Origin of the sequence: Aeromonas sp. DNRA1 (genome assembly GCF_963888745.1) — a bacterium.
Classification (GTDB): Bacteria; Pseudomonadota; Gammaproteobacteria; order Enterobacterales; family Aeromonadaceae; genus Aeromonas; species Aeromonas hydrophila.
This window is the reverse complement of the sequence record NZ_CAWPKQ010000001.1, coordinates 80844-99601: the sequence shown is the minus strand read 5'-3', so window position 1 is coordinate 99601 and position 18758 is coordinate 80844. Positions and strand designations below refer to the sequence as shown.

At 64.4% G+C, this 18758-nt stretch carries 16 protein-coding genes; 3 read left to right on the top strand and 13 right to left on the bottom strand.

Annotated elements, in window-relative coordinates:
* The first annotated feature begins 3 nt into the window (after window positions 1-3).
* A complete protein-coding gene (locus AACQ43_RS00440; RefSeq protein WP_168965360.1) occupies window positions 4-1131 on the top strand; it encodes an HPP family protein in 1128 nt (375 codons plus the stop codon).
* 41 nt (window positions 1132-1172) lie between these two features.
* Here the strand turns inward: AACQ43_RS00440 and AACQ43_RS00435 are convergent, their stop codons facing one another.
* Window positions 1173-3107, bottom strand: coding sequence for an amidohydrolase (locus AACQ43_RS00435; protein ID WP_168965358.1), 1935 nt, complete (start codon window positions 3105-3107; stop codon window positions 1173-1175).
* A gap of 166 nt (window positions 3108-3273) precedes the next feature.
* On the opposite strand from AACQ43_RS00435, the gene AACQ43_RS00430 reads away from it, so the two are divergent.
* Window positions 3274-3966, top strand: a complete 693-nt coding sequence (locus tag AACQ43_RS00430; protein ID WP_168965356.1) for a TetR/AcrR family transcriptional regulator — start codon at window positions 3274-3276, stop codon at window positions 3964-3966.
* Between the two features lie 111 nt (window positions 3967-4077).
* Here the strand turns inward: AACQ43_RS00430 and AACQ43_RS00425 are convergent, their stop codons facing one another.
* The 3 genes from AACQ43_RS00425 to AACQ43_RS00415 all read right to left on the bottom strand — a co-directional run bounded on the left by AACQ43_RS00425 (window position 4078) and on the right by AACQ43_RS00415 (window position 7167).
* A complete protein-coding gene (locus AACQ43_RS00425; RefSeq protein ID WP_168965354.1) occupies window positions 4078-5331 on the bottom strand; it encodes a D-amino acid dehydrogenase in 1254 nt (417 codons plus the stop codon).
* A gap of 151 nt (window positions 5332-5482) precedes the next feature.
* Complete coding sequence (locus AACQ43_RS00420; protein WP_168965352.1) at window positions 5483-7003, bottom strand: cryptochrome/photolyase family protein; 1521 nt, start codon at window positions 7001-7003, stop codon at window positions 5483-5485.
* Window positions 7003-7167 (bottom strand): DUF2256 domain-containing protein, encoded by a 165-nt coding sequence (locus AACQ43_RS00415; RefSeq protein ID WP_080741246.1) that lies wholly within the window; start codon window positions 7165-7167, stop codon window positions 7003-7005. Before AACQ43_RS00415 ends, AACQ43_RS00420 begins: the two co-directional genes overlap by 1 nt.
* Window positions 7168-7627: 460 nt before the next feature.
* Between AACQ43_RS00415 and AACQ43_RS00410 the strand changes: the two genes are divergently transcribed.
* Window positions 7628-9013 carry a tryptophanase gene (locus AACQ43_RS00410; RefSeq protein WP_168965350.1) on the top strand — a complete coding sequence of 462 codons (1386 nt, stop codon included), beginning with the start codon at window positions 7628-7630 and terminating at the stop codon, window positions 9011-9013.
* A gap of 108 nt (window positions 9014-9121) precedes the next feature.
* Here the strand turns inward: AACQ43_RS00410 and pbpG are convergent, their stop codons facing one another.
* The 9 genes from pbpG to nrfA form a co-directional block, all read right to left on the bottom strand.
* Window positions 9122-10042 carry a D-alanyl-D-alanine endopeptidase gene (gene pbpG / locus AACQ43_RS00405; RefSeq protein ID WP_168965348.1) on the bottom strand — a complete coding sequence of 307 codons (921 nt, stop codon included), beginning with the start codon at window positions 10040-10042 and terminating at the stop codon, window positions 9122-9124.
* Between the two features lie 402 nt (window positions 10043-10444).
* Window positions 10445-10900, bottom strand: a complete 456-nt coding sequence (locus AACQ43_RS00400) for an NUDIX hydrolase (RefSeq protein ID WP_168965346.1) — start codon at window positions 10898-10900, stop codon at window positions 10445-10447.
* A 137-nt stretch (window positions 10901-11037) separates the two neighbouring features.
* Window positions 11038-12228, bottom strand: a complete 1191-nt coding sequence (gene nrfF, locus AACQ43_RS00395; RefSeq protein ID WP_168965344.1) for a heme lyase NrfEFG subunit NrfF — start codon at window positions 12226-12228, stop codon at window positions 11038-11040.
* A complete protein-coding gene (locus tag AACQ43_RS00390; RefSeq protein ID WP_168965342.1) occupies window positions 12225-12812 on the bottom strand; it encodes a DsbE family thiol:disulfide interchange protein in 588 nt (195 codons plus the stop codon). The genes nrfF and AACQ43_RS00390 overlap by 4 nt, the downstream gene beginning before the upstream one ends.
* A complete protein-coding gene (gene nrfE / locus AACQ43_RS00385; protein ID WP_168966452.1) occupies window positions 12809-14770 on the bottom strand; it encodes a heme lyase NrfEFG subunit NrfE in 1962 nt (653 codons plus the stop codon). Before nrfE ends, AACQ43_RS00390 begins: the two co-directional genes overlap by 4 nt.
* 162 nt (window positions 14771-14932) lie before the next feature.
* Window positions 14933-15889, bottom strand: coding sequence for a cytochrome c nitrite reductase subunit NrfD (gene nrfD, locus AACQ43_RS00380; protein WP_168965340.1), 957 nt, complete (start codon window positions 15887-15889; stop codon window positions 14933-14935).
* Window positions 15886-16578, bottom strand: coding sequence for a 4Fe-4S dicluster domain-containing protein (locus tag AACQ43_RS00375; protein ID WP_168965338.1), 693 nt, complete (start codon window positions 16576-16578; stop codon window positions 15886-15888). The genes nrfD and AACQ43_RS00375 overlap by 4 nt, the downstream gene beginning before the upstream one ends.
* Window positions 16575-17195: a cytochrome c nitrite reductase pentaheme subunit gene (nrfB, locus tag AACQ43_RS00370; protein ID WP_168965336.1), complete on the bottom strand. Its 621-nt coding sequence runs from the start codon at window positions 17193-17195 to the stop codon at window positions 16575-16577. The genes AACQ43_RS00375 and nrfB overlap by 4 nt, the downstream gene beginning before the upstream one ends.
* Before the next feature lie 51 nt (window positions 17196-17246).
* Window positions 17247-18692 carry an ammonia-forming nitrite reductase cytochrome c552 subunit gene (nrfA, locus tag AACQ43_RS00365; RefSeq protein WP_168965334.1) on the bottom strand — a complete coding sequence of 482 codons (1446 nt, stop codon included), beginning with the start codon at window positions 18690-18692 and terminating at the stop codon, window positions 17247-17249.
* Between the last annotated feature and the right edge of the window lie 66 nt (window positions 18693-18758).

The window sequence follows — 18758 nt, the reverse complement described above, 5'->3', positions numbered from 1 at the left end:
CCCATGCAGTTCAGGGATTTTTTTCCGGTATCCACCAATACCAGTGTCAAAGAGAGTTGTTACGGCGCCCTGGGTGCCTTCGTCGGGCTGCTGGGTACCGCCCTCTTGTGTCGCTGGGGGATGGGGCTTGAGGTCCATTGGCTGATCGCCCCCATGGGGGCCTCCGCCGTGCTGCTGTTTGCCGCACCTGCCAGCCCGCTGGCCCAGCCCTGGTCCATCGTGGTGGGCAACGGGGTCTCGGCGCTGATGGGGGTGCTGAGTGCCAGCCTGGTGGCGGATCCGGCGCTGGCTGCGGCCCTTGCCGTGATGTTGGCCATCGCCGCCATGTTTCTCACCCGCAGCCTGCATCCGCCCGGCGGCGCCGTGGCCTTGACCGCGGTCATCGGCGGAGAGGGGATCCGCCAGCTCGGAGTCGGCTATGTGCTGCTGCCGGTGCTGCTCAATTCGCTCTTGTTGCTGCTACTGGCGCTCTGCTACAACCGGCTGCTGGGACGGCGCTACCCCAACAGCGGTCAGGCCAAGCCCAACCGCCACCAGACCGCCGATCCCCAGCCGAGCGAGCGGGTGGCGACCCAGGCGGCGGACATCGACTTTGCGCTGGAAAAACACGGCGAGCTGCTCGACATCAGCCGCCAGGATCTGCAGGCGCTGCTGCAGGAGGCCCAGCTGCACGCGCTGCGGGCCAGGGTGGGCACGGTGCGGGTGCAGGAGGTGATGTCGCGGGATCTGATCCTGATAGCGGCGCAGCAGCCGGCCATGGCGGCCTGGCAACTGCTCTCCCACCATCAGGTCAAGGCGCTGCCGGTGGTGGACGAGGCCGGCCGGCTGACCGGCATCATCACCCTGCACGACCTGATGATCGACCGGGCGCTGCAACAGCCGCGAGGCGCCGCGGACCTGGCCGAGCTGCGGGTCGCGGATCTGATGACCCGCAACGTGTCGACCGCCTGCCGCTACCAGCCGCTCTACGATCTGGTGGGCGCCTTCTCCGATGGCGGCCTGCACCACATGCCGGTGGTGGATGGCGAGCAGCTGGTGGGGATCCTGACCCAGTCGGACATGGTGGCTGCGCTGTTCAACCTGGCGCTGCATCCGGCGCAGGGCGAAACCGGCGCGCCGGTCAGTCCATAAAAAAGCCCCTCGCGGGGCCTTTTTGTTGTCAGCGGTTTGGCTCAGGGGGCCGGGTAGATGGTGTTGCCCTGAAACACGGTCTGCTCGACCCGGGTGTCGGCTATCTGCTCCGGCGTGCCGGCCTCGACCAGGGCGAACAGATCCCGGTCGAGCACGATGAAGTCGGCGGATTTGCCCGCCTCGATGGAGCCGGTGATCTCCCCCTGGCGCACCGCTCTGGCGCCGTTGATGGTGTAGGCGGCCAGCATTTCGGAGAGCGAGATGCGCTGGCTGGCGCGAAATGCATCGTCGCTGCCGGCCGCTCGCACAATGCCGGCGGCCATGTTCTCAAACGGGCGGGGATCCCGGCTGTCGACCGGCGCGTCGCTGCCCGCTACCAGGATGGCGCCCGCCTTGCGGCTGCTCTCGACCGGATAGAGGGCCTGGTGCAGATAGCCCAGCGGATCGTAGAGCGCCTCGCTCAGGGACTGGCCAGCCCTGGTTGGCTGGATGAAGGGGGTGACCAGCATGTCGTAGGCAAGCTGGGGCGTGGTCCAGGCGTAGGTGAAGGTGAGGTAGAGCCCGAGCTCGCCGAGGCGGCGCTGATCGTCCGGGTGCACCACCTGCAGATGGGCCAGGGTGTGGGGGATGCCCCGGTCGCCGTTGCTGGCGCGGGCGGCGGCCAGCGCATCGAGCCCGACCCGGGTGCTGCGATCACCGATGCTGTGCATGTGGATGCCAAAACCCGCTCCGTCCAGCGCGGTGACGTAGCGTTTCAGATCCGCCTCCCGGTAGTTGACGATGCCGTTGCTGCCGGCGTCTTCGCTGTCGGCGGTGATGGTGACCCGGCCGCTGTCCGGATCCAGCGCCAGATGGGGATTCTGGTAGTTCTCCAGCATGCCGGCGTTGGGCAGGAATGGCGGTGCGGTGAAGGGATCCCCCTCCAGCACCCCGTCGAGGAAGATCTTGACCGCATCGGCCTTGATCAGCGGGTTGCCGGCAAAGGCGCTTCTGACCTGTGTGGCCTTGGCCAGGTGCCCCTCAATGTCCAGCTTGCCGCTGTAGTCATCTTCGTGAAAACAGGTGGCGGCGGTGATGCGCATCTGCAGCAGCCCCCGTGCCTGCATGCTGAGCAGGCGCTGGCGGATGAAGTCGGTGGAGCAGGCGTCCTGCACGCCGGTGATGCCGCGTGAGGCCATCAGGGTGGCAATGGCCGGCAGGATCTGCTCATACTGGGCGGCGGCCCGTTCGTCGCTGGCGCTCAGCACCCCGCTGTCCGGCACCGGGATGGCGCTGCGGGCCCCCTCACGGATGACGCCGCTGCTCAAGTCCACATAGGGGATAAACCGCTCGAATACCCCGCCCGGTGCCAATGTGCTGGGATTGAAGCCTACCTGATTGCCATCCTGATCTTCGGCGCTGGCCAGCGCCTGCGAGTTGTAGGCACTGGCGTGACCGTCCGCCCCAAGCAGCACCACCGGGTTGTCCGGTGCCACGGCATCCAGGGCGGCCAGCAGGGTGGCATGGCTGGCGGTCGGGGTATTGCCATCATAAGGGGACCACTGATTGACCACCAGCCACTCGCCCGGCTGCCCGGCGTAGCGGGGCAGGCACGCCTTGACCTTGGCGGCCAGCTGATCGAGATCGACGGCCTGACCATCCAGATCGCACATGGGCAGGGCCACGGTGCCGAGCAGGTGGATGTGGTTGTCATGCAGCCCCGGCAGCACCATGCGCCCCTGCAGATCCACCTGGCGGGTCGCGTTGGTCATGAAGGATTCGGCCCCTTGGCGCGAGCCGACGTAGCGGAACTTGCCATCCTCGACCACCATGGCCTCGGCCAGGCTGCGCTGGCCGTCCTGGGTGTAAATCTTGCCGTTGAAGTAGAGGGTACTGGTCGGTTCCTGCGAGCGGTTGTCCTGCTGGCAGCCGCCGAGCAGGACTGTCATCAGCAGGGCGACAAGCCCCCGGCGGTGGTTGTGTTGTTTGCCATCCATTGCGTGCTCTCCTTGTATGATTGCAGTGATTACTGCAAATATGAGCACAGTTGTTTATTGCAGCTGCGCCGGAAAATGCCAGTGATTGCTGCACTTTTTTTGACTTGTGTTGAGTCTGTCTCATCATGTAGTGATGAGACTCGGTGACCATGGAGGGAGAAACGCAATGGCGGAACACGCATTGCCAGAGGGGCTCTGCATGCGGCGTCAGCCGCGGCAGCAGCGCAGTCAGGAAGTGGCGACCCGCATCGAGCAGGCCACCCTGGCGCTGCTGCGGGAGCAGGGGTTCGCGGCGCTCAACACCAATGCCATCGCCGCCCGCGCCGGGGTGGGCATCAAGTCGCTCTATCACCTCTATCCCAACAAGGAGGCGATCATCTGCCGGCTGGCGATGGACTGGCTGGCGGCGGTGTGCGAGGCGCAGGCAGAGATCCGCCAGCAGGCCGACAACTGGCCGCAGACCCTGGCCATGCTGGATCAGGCGCTGGACGCGCTGGATGAGCGCTTCGTCGGCTACGGGGCCCTGTGGCAGGCGATGGATCTCATCCCGGCCCTGCACGGGCTCGAGCAGGAGCACGAGCGCGGTCAGCTGGCGTTCTGGCACGAGCGGCTGCGCCATTTTGGCTGCCGCTGGCCCGAACCCGAGCTCACCACCCTGATCCGCTACTTCTACCGGACGGCGGATGTGGTCAAGCAGTGCGCCAAGGAGCAGGGACGCCTGGGTGATCCCATCTGGCTGCTGCATCGCCACTGGCTGCAGCAACTGGTGGCGAGCGCCATCGCCGAGCCGGATCCCGCCAGAGTGTGGCAGGCGCAGCCCGCCCTGATGCCGGGCTACGCGGCGGCAGAGGCTGAATAAACCGCATTGGGGTCAAAACAAACTGCGGTCAAAACAAACTGGGGTCAAAACAAGAGGGAGTGCCGGGCACTCCCTCTTTGGGATGTAACGGGAAGAGACGGAGGACAAGGCTCAGCCGTAGCGGGCCAGGGTGAGCCCTTCGTCGCTGATGGCGGTGTCGCTGCCGCTGATGAGATCGCACAGCAGCTGACCCGAGCCCGCCGCCATGGTCCAGCCCAGGGTGCCGTGGCCGGTGTTGAGCCAGAGCCCGGGGACGGGGCTTGGGCCCACCAGCGGGGTGCCGTCCGGCGTCATGGGGCGCAGCCCGGTCCAGAAGTCGGCGCGGCTGATATCGCCCCCCTCGGGGAAGAGATCGCCGACCACCATGGCCAGGGTGTCGTGCCGTTTCGGGTTGAGAGCCAGGTTGTAGCCCGACAGCTCCGCCATGCCGCCCACCCTGATCCGCTCATCGAAGCGGGTGATGGCCACCTTGTAGGTTTCGTCCAGCACGGTACTGCGCGGCGCGGCCTCGGCGTTGATCATCGGCAGGGTGAGGGAGTAACCCTTGACCGGGTAGACGGGCAGATCGAGCCCGAGCGGGCGCAGGAAACCGGTGGCATAGCTGCCGAGGGCACAGACGATGGCGTCGGCCTTGAAGCGCTGCTCGCCGGCCCGCACCGCCACGGCGCGTCCCTGCGCCAGTTCGATCTCGTCGATGGCGCAGTTGAACACGAACTTGACCCCCAGTCGCTGCGCTTCCGCTGCCATGGCATTGGTGAAGCGGAAGCAGTCGCCGGTCTCATCACCCGGCAGGCGCAGGCCGCCCACTATCTTGCCGCGTACCCGGGCCAGCGCCGGTTCTGCCCCTTCACAGCCAGCGGCATCGAGGGACTGGTAGGGCACGCCATACTCTTCCAGCACCTCGATGTCGCGCTTGCTGGCATCGAGCTGGGCCTGACTGCGAAACAGCTGCAGGGTGCCGAGCTGGCGCCCTTCATAATCGATGCTCAGCTCGTCGCGCAGCAGCTTCATGCAATCGCGGCTGTATTCGGCCAGCCGCACCATGCGCCCCTTGTTGACCGTATAGGCCGCCGGGGTGCAGTTGGCAAACATCTTCAGCATCCAGCGCAGCTGGAAGGGATCCGAGGTCGGTCGCACCGTGAAGGGGGCATGCTTTTGCAGCAGCCACTTGGCGGCCTTGAGGGGAATGCCGGGGGCCGCCCAGGGGGCCGCGTAACCGGGGGAGATCTGGCCGGCATTGGCGTGGCTGGTTTCAAGGGCCACCCCGTCACGCCGCTCCAGCAGGGTCACCTTGTGACCTGCCTTGGCCAGATACCAGGCGCTGGTCACGCCGACCACGCCACCACCGAGTACCACTATGTCCATCTTGTCTCTCCTTGACTGGGGCCCTCACCTTAATCAGCCGCCACAGGATATTCAACTGGTGTAGATATAATTGGGATATATATCTATTTACATTTATTTAACTGGTTTTCAATGTTGAAAAGTGTGGACTTGTTGGTATTAGCTGTGGCAGTCAGAGCTGCTCCAGCTGGATCAGGTACTGCTCCGCCGTCCCTAGGATGGCCTGCTGCTGTTCGGCGGCTTGGCCATCCCAGTTGGCATAGGGCAGGGCGAGGCGGGGATTGCCGCCCAGTTTGTCCCGGTTGCGCCAAAGAAAGTGCCAGTAGAGGCTGTTGAAGGGGCAACTCCCGTCGCCGCTGCGGGCTTTGACCTGATAGTGGCACCCCTTGCAGTAGTGGCCCATTCGCTCGAGATAGGCGCCGCTACTGGCGTAGGGCTTGCTGCCCATCAGGCCGCCATCGGCAAACTGGCTCATGCCGCGGGTGTTGGGCAGCTCCACCCACTCGATGGCATCCACATAGATGCCGACATACCAGGCATCCACCTCGTCAGGATCGATCCCCGCCAGCAGGGCAAAGTTGCCGGTCACCATCAGCCGCTGGATATGGTGGGCGTAGGCGTGCTCCAGAGACTGGTCAATGGCGTGGCGCACACAGGCCATCCTGGTTTCGCCGCTCCAGAAAAAACCGGGCAGCGGCCGCTTGGCCCCGAGAAAATTGGTGCGCTGATAGTCGGGCATCTTGTCCCAGTAGAGGGCGCGCACGAACTCGCGCCAGCCGAGGATCTGGCGGATAAAACCCTCCACCTGCGCCAGGGTGATGGTGGCCTGATTGGCCTGCCAGTGGGCTTCGGCGGCGCGGATCACCTCAAGCGGGTGGAGCATCTTGCTGTTGAGGGAAAACGACAGGCGGCTGTGAAACAGGCTCCAGCCCCGCTCGCTCAGGGCATCCTGATAGCGGCCAAAGTGAGGCAGGCAGTGGGTGAGAAAATGGGCAAGCAGCTCGCGGCTCTGGCGCCTTGTGATAGGCCACGGCAGTTTGCTGGCATCCGCCTTGCCGATGGTGCAGACCCCGTGGCGGGTCAGCATGGCGTCAATCTCGCTCACCTCGTTGGCAAAGGTGAGGGGCGCCGGGAGCGGCTGGCTCGCCGGCAGTTTGGCGCGGTTCTCGTCATCAAAATTCCAGCGCCCGCCAAGAGGTTGGCCGCGCTCATCGAGCAGCACTTGATATTGCTTGCGCAGGGCGCGGTAGAAGAACTCCATCCGGCTGTGGGGGTAGCGCTGCCAGCCATCGCGGGGGGTGAGAAAATGTTCGCTATCAACCTCGGTGGCAGGGATGGCAAGGCCAGCCGCCCAGCTTTTCAACTGGTTGGCGAGGCGCCACTCGTCCGGGCTCTGCCAGGCAAAGCTGTCGGCCTGATGCGCCGCGATTTGGGCTGCCAGCAGGCTGTGCAAGTCGGGCCAGCGGGCGCTCTCATCGAGGGTCAGGTAACAGACGCGGTGGCCCGCTTGGGTGAGGGCCGCTGCGAAGGCGCGCATGGCGGCAAAGAAGGCCAGCACCTTCTGGCGATGGTGGCGACAGTAGTCGGTCTCCTGGCGCAGCTCCGCCATCAAATAACAGATTGCCGGATCCGGGGTGCGAAACCAGCTGTGACCGGCGTTCAGCTGATCGCCGAGAATCAGGCGCAGCTCCATCAGACTCGCTCCCCCTCAGGTTGTTGGCTGCGGTGACGAGCGTGGCGACAGCGCTCGCTGCAGTAGCGAACCTCCTCCCAACTGCGCGCCCACTTGCGCCGCCAACTGAAGGGGCGCTGGCAGACGGGGCAGATCTTCTCGGGCAGATGGGGTTTGCGATGCATGATGGCTTCCGGCCCTGGCTGATGGGGGATGTGGCGTGTGGGTAGGGAGAATAACGAACCGGGAGAGCGGGCGGATCAACCTCACTGCCGGTTTGCCGCGCAAATGCGCACTTTGTGAGCGGGCGCACAGCCCGTCGGTGCACCCCTTGTTTGCAAATTAACCAGTCGCTAACGTGGCGAGGCTGCCTGTTGGCAGCATCCATCAATGGATCTTGTTGGCCACCGACTGTCTACAACCGATATGGAGGGGAGTGATGCCAATCATGACAGCTACGCCCCGGGCAGCCTGTCTGCTCGCCCACTGGTATACCCGGGATCCCATTCTCACCTTCGACTTTCCTCACCGCTGATTGGCGGCACCCGCCGTTTGAATTTGTCAGCCGGACGACCCTGATCGCCCCGGCCTCTTTGCCAAGCCCGATTTCAAACACACTGGCCTTGCGCCGGTGAGGAGTCTTATATGCGTCGTATACCCGAGCCGTTTCGTATCAAGATGGTCGAGCCCATCAAACAGACCACTTGCGCCGAGCGTCGCGCTGCCCTCGAGGCCGCTGGCTGGAACCCCTTCCTGCTGCTGGCCGAGGATGTCTATATCGATCTGCTGACCGACAGCGGCACCGGCGCCATGTCCGACCGCCAGTGGGCCGGCATCATGATGGGGGATGAGGCCTATGCGGGCAGCCGCAACTTCGTCGAGTTGGAGCGCACGGTGCGCGACATTTTTGGTTACCAGCATGTGATGCCCACCCACCAGGGGCGCGGGGCCGAGCAGATCCTCTTCCCCGAGCTGGTCAAGCGCTGCAAGGGCAAGGCACCGGTGTTTATCTCCAACTACCACTTCGACACCACCAAGGCCCACGTGGAGTTGGCTGGCGCACGGGCCATCAACCTGCTCACCCCGAAAGCCCTCGATACCACGGCCCCTTACGCCTGGAAGGGGGATTTTGATCTTCCTCGCCTGACCGACACCATCGAGACCCTGGGGGCCGACAACGTGGCCGGCATCATCATCACGGTGACCTGCAACAGTGCTGGTGGCCAGCCGGTCTCCATGGCCAATATGGAGGCGGTCTCCGAGCTGGCCCGTCGCCACCAGATTCCGGTGGTGATCGACGCCGCCCGCTTTGCCGAGAACGCCTGGTTTATCAAGGCGCGGGATCCGGCTTATGCGAAGTGCAGCATCAAGGAGATAGTGCGCCAGATGTTTGCGCTGGGGGACATCTTCACCATGTCGGCCAAGAAGGACGGGCTGGTCAATATCGGCGGGCTCTGCTGCTTTAAAGAGGATCTCGATCTGTTCCGCGCCGTGCAGGTGCGCTGTGTGGCGATGGAGGGGTTTGTCACTTATGGCGGCCTTGCCGGGCGGGACATGGCGGCGCTCGCCATCGGCCTGCGCGAGGGGATGGATGAGGAGTATCTCACTTATCGCATCAGTCAGGTGGCTTATCTCGGCGAGCGGCTGGCCGAGGCGGGCATCCCCATCCAAACCCCCACTGGCGGCCATGCGGTGTTTGTCGATGCCAAAAAGCTGCTGCCCCATATTCCGGCCGAGCAGTTTCCGGCCCATGCGCTCGCCTGCGAGCTCTATCTGGAAGGGGGCGTGCGCGGGGTGGAGATCGGCTCCCTGCTGCTCGGGCGCGATCCCGCCACCGGCAAGCAGGAGGCAGCGGACTTTGAACTGTTGCGTCTCACCATTCCGCGCCGGGTCTACACCCGGGATCACATGGACTATGTGGCCGACTGCCTGATTGCGGTGAAAGCGCGGGCCAGCGACATTCGCGGGCTCACCTTTGACTACGAGCCGCCACTGCTGCGCCATTTCACCGCACGGCTCAAGCCGGTCTGACCGCCAGCACGTCGGCGCCCTAGCCAGCAGGCTTTGGCCACAAGGCTCAACAACAAAAGCCCCCGCACCTGAATGTGGGGGCTTTTTTGACGATGATTGCCGGGCGCGTTACTGGTTGCTGAACAGCTTGGTCTGGGGAGTGGACTGGGCGGTCAGGCTCATACGACCGGAAGTCTCCAGCCAGGATTTGATCCGCTTGGCATCGGCCACCCGGGCGTTGGGGGTATCGGCATTGAGCAGCACCATGATCACCGGCTCGCGGTTGATCTGGGTGGCCATCACCAGGCAGCGACCCGCCTCGCGGATGTAGCCGGTCTTGGAGAGGGAGATGGGCCAGCTCCCTTCGCGCACCAGCCGGTTGGAGTTGAGGTAGTGCAACTGACGCTTGCCGTTGCGCACCATGCGCTCCTCGGTGGAGGAGTACTGGCGAATGAGCGGATAGGTGGATGCCGCCGCCACCAGCTTGGCGAGATCGTGGGCGCTGGAGACGTTGCGGGGGGTGAGGCCGGTACTGTCTGAGAACTGGGTGCTCCACATGCCGAGCATGCGGGCCTTGGCGTTCATCGCCTCGATGAAGGCGCGCTGGCCACCCGGGTAGTTTCTGGCCAGCGCCGAGGCGGCGCGGTTTTCCGACGACATCAGGGCGATGTGCAGCATGTCGGCCCGGCTCAGGCGTGAGCCCACCGCCAGCCGCGACCCGGTACCCTTGAGGCGATCCACGTCGGCCATGGTAACGGTCAGCATCTCGGAGAGCCGCTGATTGGCATCAAGCACTACCAGCGCCGTCATCAGCTTGGTGATGGAGGCTATCGGCATCACTCGGTTGGCGTTGCGCTCCGACAGCACTTCACCGGTGCGCGGGTTGGCCACCACGAAGGCGGCGGAGCTCAGCGCCAGATCGTTGCGCTGCTCCAGAAAGCTGTTGGGGGAGTGGGACTGGGCTGAAAACGGATTGGCCTGGGCGCTCTCCATGCTGACGGGAACAAGGAAGGCACCGAGCAACAGGGTAAGAAAAGGGCGAGTAATCATGATTTGACGCTACCGTACGGCTGACAGGGATATTTGGCTAAGTTATATGACGGTAATTGACGCTTCACAACGTCTAATGGCCCGATATTTCAATTTTATGGGATGGCGCACCTTGAAATAACGGTAATGGCGGCTATGGGTGGCTTCATTCGAATAATTACAGGGTGGGCAGGAGTGGGGAACCTGGTCGCGGCGTGCGGCTGGCGGCGCCCCCCAGTCGCCAGATAGTCACTCTTTTACCTCTCTCTGCTGTTTGTTTCCTTCCTCTCGCTTATTCTGGGTGATCATCTTTGCTGAAAACGGTCTGATCAGGGTCGGCAACATGTGCTGATGGTCGCCATGGCTGGATGTGGATCATCACAGGATCAAGGGGATAACAGCAGGGCTCTTGGCATGCATCCGCTATGGTGTCATGGCCACCCGCATCAGCGCCGAGGGGCTGTTTTCGACAAAGTAGTGCCAGAGGTGATCATAGAGTGCCTGCTGGCCGGGGAAGCCCGCCAGTGCCTTGGCCTCGGCCAGGCTGCACCAGCGGTACTCGGTGTGCTCGTGATTGAGGGTCACCGCCTGCGTTGGCGGGCAGTAGACCACGAACACCGGCACCAGACAGACGGTGTTCGTAGCGTCCTCGTAAAACTGCTCCAGATACTGGCCGTTGTAGAGTTCGTGCACGACGATGCCGGTCTCCTCGCGAAATTCGCGCACTATGGTCTGCCAACCGGTTTCCCCCGCCTCGACCGTGCCCGCCACATGGCACCAGAAGCAGCCCTTGACCCGTTTCATCATCAGCAACCGGGTCTCGCCCTGGACGGTGGAGAGCGCGACACCGGAGACGGTGTGACAGCGAATGGGGATCATGGGATAGGCTCCAGAAACAGGTTCAATGGACGCCTATTGTTCGGCCGCCGACGGGAGGTTGGCAAGTGATTTCCCTGCCGGCGGCGTTTGTGCGGGCCCAACGTGACAGGGGCATTCAGCCCCTGTCACGCGTGCGGTCAGCCTCCCATCATGCGGGCAGTCTGGATCGCCTCGATCAGCGCGGCCCGGTTGATGCGGGGGCGCTCCTCGTCCAGCAACTGCTGCCAGAGGGCGATGGCCTGGGAGTAGCGGCCGTGCAGGAAGTGATCGGAGGCGAGCAGCATCAGGGCGCTCACCTCACCCTTGTCCTGCTTGAGCGCGCTATCGAGCAGGCGCAGCGCCTCCGGGGTGAGCTGCTGGCCTGCCTGGTAGTAGAGCACGGTAGCCTGGGCGGCCTGGGTCGCCGCGCTGGCGCCCCCTTCTTGCAGGGCGAGGCGCTGGTAGGCGAGCAGGGCATTGTCGTACTCGTCCCGATACAGATAGAGCTGGCCGAGCGCCGCCCAGCCGTCGAGATCGGCAGGGTTGGCTTGCAGGCGCCGGTGCAGGGCGCCCAGCTCCTTGTCCTGCAGATCCCGCGGGCTCAATCCCGCCAGCGGATCGGGGCGCGACTGATAAGCCTGCCACGCCTGATAGCGGCCGGTGCCGGCATAAATGCCGGCCATCAGCGCCAGCAGCAGGGCCCCAAGCAGTATCCATGAGCGCAGCCAGGGCAGCGGACGGGCGGTGCGGTTCTTGACCAGCCGCTCGCGCAGGGCCTGCTCGGCGGTTGGGGTGGCGTTGGCGAGGCGGGCCAGCTCCAGCTCCCGGTAGAGGCGGCTGTGGGGGGCAAGTCCCGCCTGCTGCTCGGCCATGATCAGCCTGTTCAGCTCGGCTCTGGGGTCGTGGGCGAGCATCCCCTCGGCTCTGTCGCCGATAAGCGGCACCCGCGCCGGTTGCCGGCGATGCAGGCTCCTGCGCAGGCGATTGAGGGCCAGCAACAGCAAGAGGGCGGGGCCGCCCCACAGCAGCGCCGTGCTGCGCTTGAAGGGGGGATCATAGCGCACGAAGTCACCGAAGCGCTCCGTCATGCGGGCGATCACCTGCTCATCAGACTGCCCCTCGTCCACCCAGTGGTAGACCTCGAGCCGCAGATCCCGGGCGATGGGGGAGTTGGATTCCACCAGGTTCTGGTTCTGGCACTGGGGGCAGCGCAGGGCGCGGGCCAATTCCTGAGCGCGGGTCTGCCGCTCGGGGTGGCGAAACTCATAGGTGTCGACCCCGCTGGCAAGGGCCCCGAGGCTCAAGGCCAGCAAGAGCGGCGCGATCAGGGCGTGGCCGAGACGGCTCATGGCTTGCTCTCCTGTACTTCTCTCTCTACTTCTCTTTCCACTTCGGGCTGGCTAGCAATGTTGCTGCGGGCCTTTGCAAGCAGGGGGGCAAACTGGCGTTGCCAGACTTCCCGGGTGAGCAGCCCGGTATGACGGGTCAGCAGGGTGCCGTCGCCGGCGAAGAGATAGGTCTCCGGCGTACCGTAGACGCCGAGCTCCAGGGCGAGTCGGCCGTCGGGGTCGGCCAGCACGGCGCGATAGGGGTTACCCGCCTCGGTGAGCCAGGCGCGGGCGGCGTCCCCCTTGTCCCGGTAGTTGAGGCCATAGAGGGGCACGGCACCGGCCAGCTCACCCAGCAGCGGATGCTCGGCGCGGCAGTTGGGGCACCAGCTGGCCCAGACGTTGAGGACGAAGGGCTCCCCTTTGAGCGCCGTGGTGTGAATGGGGGCGTCGCCAAACAGATTGTCACTCTGCCACGCGGGCAGGGTACGTCCTGCGACGGCTTCATCCTGGCTATAGGGGTTGTTGCCAAGGCCGAGCCAGAGCAGGGCACCGAGCCCCAGGGTGAGCACGAGTGGCACGAACAGGCGCAGACGGGCGTTCATAAGGACTCCTGTTCGAGCCGAGGGTAGGGGGCGGTAGCTGGCGCAGGATGGCTAGCCAGCAGCGGCCGGCGGGCGAGCAGGCGCAGGGCGCCACCCGCCATCATCAACAGGCCGCCGAGCCAGATCCAGCGCACCAGCGGCTTGTAGTGCAGTCGCATGGCATAGGCACCTGGCCCCATCTTTTCGCCAAGCACCACGTAGAGATCGCCGAGCATTCCCCACGCGATGCCGGGTTCGTTCATGTTCATGGTGCGCACGCTGTAGTGGCGCCGCTCCGGCGTCAGCCGCGCCACCTCTTTACTGTCCTTATGCGCGCTAAGCGTGATGCGCTCGGCGGTGTAGTTGGGGCCGATGATGGGCTCGCTCCCCTCATAGCGAAACTCGAAGGCGCCGAGCCGATAGGGCTGGCCTGCGGCGAGTACCGCGCCCGCCTCCTGGCTGTGGTGGCTCACCTGCGCGATGCCGAGGGCGCACACCGCCACCCCGAGGTGGGCCAGCAGGCTGCCGAACCGATTGAGGGTGAGCTCACGCAGGGCGAGTGGTTGCAAGAGCGGGAGCAGCAGGCTGGCCATCAGCCAGAGGCTCAGCACGTTGGCCGTGAGCCCCAGCCAGCCGCCTCGCAGCGGCTCGGGATAGGCGAGGCTCAGCAAAGTGCCCCCCAGCAGGCCGAACAGGCATGGGAGCAGCACCTTGATACGGCGCCGGGCTGCCAGATGCTGCCAGCGCAGGCGCGGCAACTGGGTCATCAGCGCCATCAGGCTGAGGGCCAGCGGCACGAAGATTGTATTGAAATAGGGGGCGCCCACCGAGAGCGAGCCCAGATGGAGCGACTGGAACACCATGGGGTAGAAGGTGCCGAGCAGCACGCTGGCGCAGGCCACGCAAAGCAGCAGGATGGCGGCGCCGAGCAGCCCCTCTTTTGACAGCAAGCCAAAGCGGGCATAGGGGGCGCGAATGTCCGCCCGCAGGGCAAACAGGGTGAGGGCGCAGGTCAATAGCAAGCCGAGCAGCAACAAGAGGGTGAGGCCGCGGCTGGGGTCCACCGCAAAGGCGTGTACCGAGGTGAGCACCCCGGAGCGCACCACGAAGGTGCCGAGCAGGCTCAGCGAGAAAGTAAAGATGGAGAGCAGCAGCACGGGGTGGCCATAAGCGCCACGCTTCTCGCACACCACCAGGGCATGCAGCAGGGCGGTGCCGAGCAGCCAGGGCAAGAGAGAGGCATTTTCCACCGGATCCCAGAACCACCAGCCACCCCAACCGAGCTCGTAATAGGCCCACCAGGAGCCCAGCACGATGCCGGCGGTGAGAAACACCCAGGAGCCGAGCGCCCAGGGGCGGCTCCAGTGGGCCACGGCGCCATCGAGCCGACCCGAGTGCAGCGCCGCCATGGCGAAGGCGAAGTTGACCGCAAAGCCGACGTAACCGAGATATAGCAGGGGCGGGTGGATGATGAGGCCGATATCCTGCAGCATGGGGTTGAGATCGCGCCCCTCCAGCGGTCCTGGGAACTGGCGGTCAAACGGGCTGGAGAAGATCAGGGTATAGAGGCCGAACAGCCCGACGATCAGCCCCATGATGGCCAATACCCGGGTTGTGATCAGCGGATCGACCCGCCTGGAGCAAAGGGCCACCAGCGCGCCCCACAGCCCCAGCGCAAAGACGAAGAACAGCATGGAGCCCTCGTGGCCGCTCCACACGGCCGCCAGCTTGAAGCCAAGGGGTAGAGCGCTGTTGGCGTGCTGGGCCACATAGACCAGGGTGAAGTCATCCTGGCCAAAACAGCTGGCGAGCAGCAGCAGAGCGGCCCCGAGCAGGAGCGCGACCAGGAGGGCCAGCGGTGTTGCGCAGCCCAGCAGCAGGCGTGAGGCGAGCCGCAATCCCAGCCAGGGCAGGGTGCCTTGCAGCAGGGCGAGCCCGGTCGCCAGCAACAGTGAGAGATAGCCGAGCTCCGCCAGCACACAACCTCCAGTCAATCATTCGTCTATGTTATGCCGCAGCGTCTGCACCGTACCGGCGCTGGGGAATAACATCCACATTTCTGGCAACAATCAATCGCAACAACTCATCGCAACAAATAAGCGCCAGTCACCCGAGGGTGGCTGGCGCTGGTGATCATACCTTTAAACTACCGTCATCTGGCCGGCATAGAGCACGAAGTAGCGCAGCAGCAGGATCCCCACCAGGGTCAGGCTGCAGACCAGCACCAGATAGCCGTTTTTGGCCCGCAGCGGCGCGGGGGCCAGCAGAGCCAGCAACTGGGGCAGCAGCATGCCGATGCCCACCACCCCGAGCCAGAACACCTGAGCCCAGAAGCCGCTGCCAATGGCGGCCCACATGGCAGCCTCCTTCTGGCCGCCACCGAAGTAGAGGCCGGTAAAGAAGCAGACCAGCAGCAACACCTCCACCGCCAGCACCGGCCGCTCGAAGCGGTGGACAAAGCTCACTCCCTGGCTGTGATGGTTCTCCTTGAACAGGGTGACCGCCAGCAAGATGGTGGAGGCGATGCCGGAGCTGACGCCGGAGATGAGGAACAGCACCGGCAGCACCGGGTTGTTCAACAGCGGATAGGTCTTGAGCGCGGAGAGCAGAAAGCCGGTGTAGGCCCCCAAGAGCACGGCAAGCAGCAGCAAGAGCGGCGCCAGCAGCCGCTCGATGCGGGCAAGCCAAGCGATGAGATCATCCACAAAGGCGAACTTCTCTTGCAGCAGGTGACTGCGCAAGGTCTCGATCTCGGTCCGAAACACCACTGCCAGCCAGGCGAACAGCACCGCCATGTAGACCTGAAACAGCATGACCCCCATCGACATCACGGAGTCGAACTGGTAGTGGAACATCAGCTTCCAGAAGGTCCAGGGGCGGGCCAGGTGGAAGATAAGGATCAGTAACCCCAGCACCACGCTCACCGGCGCCAGAATGGCGGTCGCCTTGATGATGCCGCTCCCGCTGCCGGCTCCCTTGCGGCGCAGCAGCACCGAGAGGGTGGTGGCCCCGGCGGAGATGCCGAGCAGAAAGAGATAGATGGCGATGGGCCAGTCCCAGACAAGTGAAGGGAAGTGAAATGCCTCTTGCATCGTCATGACTTTATCTCCCCTTTGGGCACGCGGTACATCTTGGGCGAGGTGCCGAGTGCCTGCTTGTAGCGATAGGTGGTCTCCTTCACCAGCCGTTTGGCGATGGGGCTGTCCGGGTCATCCAGATTGCCGAACACCAGCGCCTTGGTGGGGCAGGACTCCACGCAGGCCGGCTCCTTGCCTGCCGCCAGGTTGGTCTTGCGGCAAAAGTCGCACTTGTCGGCAATCTTGGTCACAGGGTTGATGAAGCGCACCTGATAGGGGCAGGCGGCCAGACAGTACATGCAGCCGACGCAGAGATCCGGGTTGACGTCGACGATGCCATCCTCCTTGCGGATATGGGAGGCACCGGTCGGGCAGACGTGCACGCAGGGAGCGTTGTCGCAGTGCTGGCAGGACTTGCGAAAGAAGTGGTACTCGGCATCGGGGAAGGTGCCGATGGGGCCGGAGCGGATGATCTCGAGGCGCGAGACCCCCTCTGGCACCTGATTCACCTCCCGGCAGGCATCCATGCAGGCGGTGCAGCCGATGCAGGCGGTCTCGTCGTGGAGCATGCCAAAGCGTACCCCGTCGATGGTCTGGCTGTGGGCGAGGGTGGTGGCAAGGGAGCGGGTGTTGGCACGAGCAGCCCCCGTCATCATGATGAGGGCCCCCGCGCTCATCCCCGCCATGAAGTGACGGCGAGAGCAGCTCATTGTGCCTCCTTGCCCGAGGTGGTGTTCGCCTTGGCCGCCTTGACGGCCTCATGCTGCTTGCTGTGGCAGTCGACGCAGAGCTTGATGCGGGACTTCTCCGGAATCGCCACCATGGGCTCCTTGGCCGGGTGCAGCTGGTGGCAGCTGGTGCAGGTGAGCTTGGTGGCGTGCACGTCGTGGGCCCAGAGCGCCTCGCGCAGCGGTTTGGGCTCGTGACAGCTCATGCAGACCCCGTTCTGCTCGGCGATGGGGTAGCTCTCGGTACTCTGCTTCTCTGCCAAGCCGCTTTGCTTGTCATTGAAGCTGTCGCTAAAGCGCATCACATCCTTGACCCCTTCCCGGTGTTTGGGGGAGGGCTGACCATGGCAGTTGGTGCAGGTGACCGGCGCCAGGTTGTTGGGGTTGGTCGCCTGACCGTGCTTGCCGTGCATGCCGTATGCCTGCTCCTTGTGGCAGTCGGTACAGGCGGCATCGGGATTGCGCAAAAACTCCACCTCATGTGTGGCAGGGAGGGCCGCAGGCGCGCCGGCCGCATCGGCGGCCTGGCCCTGCAGGCTGGTCAGCAGCATGGCTGCCATCAGCATCAGTCGTAAGAAATCCATTGTTAAATCACCCATAGGAAGCCTCCATCCGGCTGCGGGCCCGACACTGCGGGCCCGCATGCCTCGTCATTGTGCGAGCCGTCCGGCCGCTTTGGCCTCGGCATCCCAGGCGGGGACAGTGGTCTTGAGGAACTGGGCCTTGTCGCTGTTCATCTGCTTCATGTCCATGCCAAGAGCGGCCTGGGCCTTCTCCTTGCTGGAGATGTCAGGAATGGCGATCTCGTGTCTGATCCCCTTGGCGGCCAGCAGGCGTGCCAGCTTGGTGCGGGCGTCGGCGGCCTTGTCCAGGGCGGTTCCCAGCATGCGCAGCGCCACTTCCGGGGCGTGCATCTGCACCCCGTGGGAGGCGATGGAGAAATCCCAGCGCCATTGGGCGTGACGGATGTCCTGCAGAATGTCCTTCATCTCGGCCTCGGTGGCGCCGGCATCCCAGGCGGCCTTGGCTTCAAAGTGGGCGTGCACCAGCTGCTTCTCGACTCTGAGCTTGAGATCGTGAATGGCATCCTTGCGCTGCTTGACCACCCCTTGCAGCATCTCTTTGCTCTGGGTGTGGCAGTTGCGGCAGGTCTGATCGAAGCGATCGAAGGGGTTGCCTACCTTGTGATCGGTGTAGACCTTGCCCTGTTCGTTTTGCACCTTGGGCATGTGGCAGTCGACGCAGGCGACGTTGTTCTGGCCGTGAATGCCGGCGCGCCAGGTCTCGTACTCGGGATGCTGGGCTTTGAGCATGGGGGTTTTGGAGAGGGCATGGGTCCAGTCGGCAAAGCCGATTTCATCGTAATACTGCTCCATCTGCTCCACTGTGGTGCCCTTGTCCCAGGGGAATTTCACCGCCTTGGTGGGGCCGCTGAAGTAGTACTCCACGTGGCACTGGCCGCACACCTGAGACTGCTGATCGAAGCGCCCCTGCTCCTTGAACGGCTTGCCGATGGCGGTCATGGCCCGGTCGGCATAGGGACGGGAGAGGTGCAGGGCGGGCTTGCCCTCCTTGAACTCTTTCGAGGCGGTGTCGTGGCAGTCGGCGCAGCCGATGGTGTTGACGATTTCCGGTCCGCCTTTTGCCCACATCCCCTTGAAGTAGCCATCCTCACCCTTCTCGTCGATGACGCGGGCCACGTCCGGGCCTTTGCAGCTCCAGCAGGCCATGGGCAGCGGACCGTCTTCGGCAGTCTTGGGGGCGCCGGTGCGCAGGGTTTCCCGCACGTCGGTCAGCGCATAGAAGTGGCCGCGCGGCTTGTTGTAATCCTTGGAGAAGGGGTAGCCGGCCCAAAGCACCACCATCTGCGGATCTTCCGCCAGGGCATCGGTGCGCTCGCGGCTCTCGCTGGTGCCTTTCCAGCTGGTGAACTGATCGGCGTGATCCTTGGCGAACAGCTCGCTGCGCGCCTCGATCTTGCCCTTACTTTGTGCCTCATCGGCCGCCTGTGCCCAGCCGCTGGTGCCAAGGCAGGTGGTCAGCAGCAGGGCGGCGAGGCCCAGCCTGGTCTGTCTGTTGTGTGAACTCACGATCATCACTCCCAAATCGATCTCATTGCCAAGCCTGACCGCTCCATCCTGGATGTGGGCATCAGCCCCCGC

Bases quoted from the DNA above. Each gene is read 5' to 3' on its own strand.
- AACQ43_RS00420 (WP_168965352.1), bottom strand. From the start codon at position 7,003: ATGGAGCTGCGCCTGATTCTCGGCGATCAGCTGAACGCCGGTCACAGC.
- nrfB (WP_168965336.1), bottom strand. From the start codon at position 17,195: ATGGGTGATTTAACAATGGATTTCTTACGACTGATGCTGATGGCAGCC.
- nrfA (WP_168965334.1), bottom strand. From the start codon at position 18,692: ATGATCGTGAGTTCACACAACAGACAGACCAGGCTGGGCCTCGCCGCC.
- AACQ43_RS00400 (WP_168965346.1), bottom strand. From the start codon at position 10,900: ATGATCCCCATTCGCTGTCACACCGTCTCCGGTGTCGCGCTCTCCACC.
- AACQ43_RS00435 (WP_168965358.1), bottom strand. From the start codon at position 3,107: ATGGATGGCAAACAACACAACCACCGCCGGGGGCTTGTCGCCCTGCTG.
- AACQ43_RS00415 (WP_080741246.1), bottom strand. From the start codon at position 7,167: ATGCATCGCAAACCCCATCTGCCCGAGAAGATCTGCCCCGTCTGCCAG.
- nrfF (WP_168965344.1), bottom strand. From the start codon at position 12,228: ATGAGCCGTCTCGGCCACGCCCTGATCGCGCCGCTCTTGCTGGCCTTG.
- AACQ43_RS00440 (WP_168965360.1), top strand. From the start codon at position 4: ATGCAGTTCAGGGATTTTTTTCCGGTATCCACCAATACCAGTGTCAAA.
- pbpG (WP_168965348.1), bottom strand. From the start codon at position 10,042: ATGATTACTCGCCCTTTTCTTACCCTGTTGCTCGGTGCCTTCCTTGTT.
- nrfD (WP_168965340.1), bottom strand. From the start codon at position 15,889: ATGACGATGCAAGAGGCATTTCACTTCCCTTCACTTGTCTGGGACTGG.
- AACQ43_RS00390 (WP_168965342.1), bottom strand. From the start codon at position 12,812: ATGAACGCCCGTCTGCGCCTGTTCGTGCCACTCGTGCTCACCCTGGGG.
- AACQ43_RS00430 (WP_168965356.1), top strand. From the start codon at position 3,274: ATGGCGGAACACGCATTGCCAGAGGGGCTCTGCATGCGGCGTCAGCCG.
- AACQ43_RS00410 (WP_168965350.1), top strand. From the start codon at position 7,628: ATGCGTCGTATACCCGAGCCGTTTCGTATCAAGATGGTCGAGCCCATC.
- AACQ43_RS00375 (WP_168965338.1), bottom strand. From the start codon at position 16,578: ATGAGCTGCTCTCGCCGTCACTTCATGGCGGGGATGAGCGCGGGGGCC.
- AACQ43_RS00425 (WP_168965354.1), bottom strand. From the start codon at position 5,331: ATGGACATAGTGGTACTCGGTGGTGGCGTGGTCGGCGTGACCAGCGCC.